The organism is bacterium (assembly GCA_040753555.1).
Lineage (GTDB): Bacteria > UBA9089 > UBA9088 > UBA9088 > UBA9088 > JBFLYE01.
In genome coordinates this window covers 1-3,013 of record JBFMDZ010000227.1, presented here as the reverse complement: position 1 = coordinate 3,013, position 3,013 = coordinate 1, and the positions used below count along the sequence as shown (strand labels likewise).

At 35.4% G+C, this 3,013-nt stretch carries 9 protein-coding genes; all 9 read left to right on the top strand.

What is annotated here, in order from left to right; all coding sequences use genetic code 11:
- Positions 1-150 precede the first annotated feature (150 nt).
- Entirely contained in the window at positions 151-303 is a 153-nt protein-coding gene (locus tag AB1630_11725) for a hypothetical protein (protein ID MEW6104461.1), read from the top strand.
- A gap of 17 nt (positions 304-320) precedes the next feature.
- Positions 321-494 (top strand): hypothetical protein, encoded by a 174-nt coding sequence (locus AB1630_11720; protein ID MEW6104460.1) that lies wholly within the window; start codon positions 321-323, stop codon positions 492-494.
- On the top strand, positions 494-796 hold the full coding sequence (locus AB1630_11715) for a type II toxin-antitoxin system RelE/ParE family toxin (protein MEW6104459.1): 303 nt from the start codon (positions 494-496) through the stop codon (positions 794-796). Before AB1630_11720 ends, AB1630_11715 begins: the two co-directional genes overlap by 1 nt.
- 131 nt (positions 797-927) lie before the next feature.
- Positions 928-1,143, top strand: coding sequence for a hypothetical protein (locus tag AB1630_11710; protein ID MEW6104458.1), 216 nt, complete (start codon positions 928-930; stop codon positions 1,141-1,143).
- A 43-nt stretch (positions 1,144-1,186) separates the two neighbouring features.
- A complete protein-coding gene (locus AB1630_11705; GenBank protein ID MEW6104457.1) occupies positions 1,187-1,486 on the top strand; it encodes a UPF0175 family protein in 300 nt (99 codons plus the stop codon).
- The gene (locus AB1630_11700; protein ID MEW6104456.1) at positions 1,483-1,968 is read left to right on the top strand and encodes a DUF3368 domain-containing protein; all 486 of its coding nucleotides are present in this window, start codon (positions 1,483-1,485) and stop codon (positions 1,966-1,968) included. Before AB1630_11705 ends, AB1630_11700 begins: the two co-directional genes overlap by 4 nt.
- A gap of 16 nt (positions 1,969-1,984) precedes the next feature.
- On the top strand, positions 1,985-2,188 hold the full coding sequence (locus AB1630_11695) for a hypothetical protein (GenBank protein ID MEW6104455.1): 204 nt from the start codon (positions 1,985-1,987) through the stop codon (positions 2,186-2,188).
- Positions 2,189-2,227: 39 nt separating this feature from the next.
- Complete coding sequence (locus AB1630_11690) at positions 2,228-2,494, top strand: hypothetical protein (GenBank protein ID MEW6104454.1); 267 nt, start codon at positions 2,228-2,230, stop codon at positions 2,492-2,494.
- Positions 2,484-2,822, top strand: coding sequence for a type II toxin-antitoxin system RelE/ParE family toxin (locus AB1630_11685; GenBank protein MEW6104453.1), 339 nt, complete (start codon positions 2,484-2,486; stop codon positions 2,820-2,822). Before AB1630_11690 ends, AB1630_11685 begins: the two co-directional genes overlap by 11 nt.
- Positions 2,823-3,013 lie beyond the last annotated feature (191 nt).

Genomic DNA, 3,013 nt, shown 5'->3' with positions numbered 1-3,013 from the left:
ATGATATTGGACATTGGAAATTGGACATTTTTTTGACATTTGAACTTGGGATTTGGGATTTATTATAGAATGGATGAATTTTAAAACAGCCAAACATATAAAATACGATATACTGAATAGTTACAAAATATAAAAATAGAGGAGGAAAAAATGGAACAAGAAAGGATTGAGGATTTAAGAAAAAGGTATTGGGGAGAATGGTTATTACTTGGAGAGGTTGAGGTGGATGATTTGCAAAGACCAATAAAGGGTATTCTCATTGCTCACTCTAAAAGAAAGGCAGATATTTATGAGAAGCTATAAACTAGGAGGTGAAGAAGATGGAGATTGTTAAGGAAGAAGCAAAGAGGCTTATTGACCGACTTCCAGAGGAGGTAAATTGGGATGATATTATTTATGAATTTTATGTTAAGAAGAAACTAGAGGTTGCCTTGAAGGCCGCTTCTTGTGGGAATATTATCTCCCATAAGGAAGTTAAGAAAAGGTTGTTTTAATTGAGTGGACAGAACCAGCTTTTTTGGATTTGGAAGATATCAGAGACTATATCAAGAGAGATTCAGAATATTATGCAATGAGATTTATAGAAAGAATTATTGGTTCAGTGGAGGATTTAGAAAAATTTCCTAAAATGGGAAGAATGGTTCCCGAAGCAAAAGAAAGAAATATCAGAGAAATCTTATTTCAAAATTATCGTATTATGTACCGTATTGAAAAAGAGCGTATTTTGATTCTTGCTGTTATCCATAAAGCAAGAGATTCAACCAGAAAAAGACATAAACTATGGAAGGTTATTTAGTAAATACAAAAAGATGCAGATTTGTATGTGTTTAGCTAGTTTTAAAAAGATGAACAGCCCATCCCATTCCCCTTCACCGAAGGGGTGGCAGACCGTAAGGTCTGACCGGCGTAGTAAGGAGGCAATGTGAAATGAAGAAGCTATTGGCTTTAGTGATTTTGGGGATGGAGTTGGGATTAAGGGCTTATGCTGTAGATTTGTATGTGCCATCTCATTATGCAAAAATCCAGTTGGCAATAGATGTGGCAACAAGTGGCGATAGAATCATTGTTGCGGCTGAAACCTACAATGAGGCGGTTTATATCAAGAATAAAAATATTACCTTAATTGATAGGGAATGTTTATAATAAAAAGGCAAATTTATTTTGTTTTTAAGAGGGGTGATTGATTATGAAACAGGTTGTTGATTTAGAACATATAGAGATAAATCTTCCAAAAGACCTTATCTTACTCTTGGGCTTTACCAAAGCATCCAGAATGGGGCTTGAGGATAGGATAAGGTTGGCGACAGCAATAGACCTATTTACTGCAGGGGTTGTAAGTATGGCAAAAGCAGCAGATATTGCGGGTATGCACAGGTATGATTTTGCTTCTTTGCTGAATAGTCGTGGTATACCTGTGTATGAATATACAGAAAGGGAATACCAGGAAGACCAGGAGGCAATATCTAAATATGATGAGCTTAAATGAAGGTAGTAGCCAACTCAAGTGTTCTCATTGGGCTTTCTATGATAGGAAGATTTGAAGTATTAAAGAGACTGTATGAAGCAATACTTATTCCAGATGCAGTATATCAAGAGATAGTAATTGAAGGAAAGGGACGTTTTGGATGTAATGAGACCTATATAGCAGTTAAAGATGGGTGGATTAAAAGGAAAAAGACAAGGGATTCTATAGCCATCCTTTCTTTATTAGAATATCTCCATAGAGGAGAGGCAGAAGCAATAATTTTAGCAAAAGAACTTTCTGCAGACCTTGTTCTTTTAGACGACCCAAAAGCAAGGGCTATTGCTTCTCATATGGGACTTAAGAAGATAGGAATAATTGGGATATTACAACTTGCCTTAAAACAGAAAATTTTGGCTGATATAAAAGAAGATGTAAATAATTTAATAAAAAAAGGATTTAGGATTAGTAATGGTTTGTATGAGAAAATACAAAAAAGGGATTAAATAAACGAGGAAGAAGATGAAGAAAATTTTGAGTGTGGTAGTTTTGGGGCTAATTTGGGGCTTTGAGGCAAAGGCGGCGGATTTGTATGTTAATCCGGGAGGCTCAATTCAATCTGCAATAGATGCGGCAGGCCCGGGCGATAGGATTATTGTTGCTGCTGGAACCTACAATGAGGCAATTTATATCAATAAATGGATTATTTTGATTGAAATAGAATGATAAAATATATCCTAATTTTAACTAGGAGGTGAGTTTATAATGGGAATTAGAAGCGTTGAAGTAACAAATCCACTAGAAAGAGAATTTCCCCTTATTTTGGAGAAGGGTTTGCCTAAAGCTTTTGTTGTAGATGTAAAGGTTTTCAAATGCTTAAAGACGCTCGTAGATAATCTTCTTGAAAAAGAGCAAGAGCCAGAGGATGTTTTATTAGCAACCTCTAAGGCATTCCAAAGGCTTTTAAATTCTGTTGAAAAAGAAGATAGTAAGCCATCTTCAAATTGGAGAAAAGAGCTTTATGAGATTTGAGATTCGATTTTCAAAACCATTTAAGCGTAGTCTTCACCATCTGGAAAAGAAATATCAGCGCATTCGGTTTGATTTGGAAGGAGCAATTGAGGTGTTGTTAATTTACCCTGATTTAGGAAAAGTAATCCCCAATACACAAGGGGTGCGAAAACTTCGTGTTAAAAGCAGCGATATGGCTAAAGGTAAGCGTGGGGGTTTTCGCTTGTTGTATTTACTTGATAAGGAAAAAAGTTGTATTACTTTGTTATTTGTTTATGATAAGCCAGAAAAGAAGGATATAAGTCCTAAGGAGATTGAAAGAATTATAGAAGAGGCTCTGAAAGAATGATAAAGAAGGTTTTTGGGTTGGTGTTTTGACTTAAAGAAGGGGAAACACCCCGTCTGCTAACGCAGACACCCCTCTAAAAGCTGATTATGTCCCACATTTTTTACTGGACAAATTAAAGTTAATTATAATACAATGGAGGTATGAATGAATGCAGAGATAAAAAGAGAATACAAATAGGCGACTATAAAAAA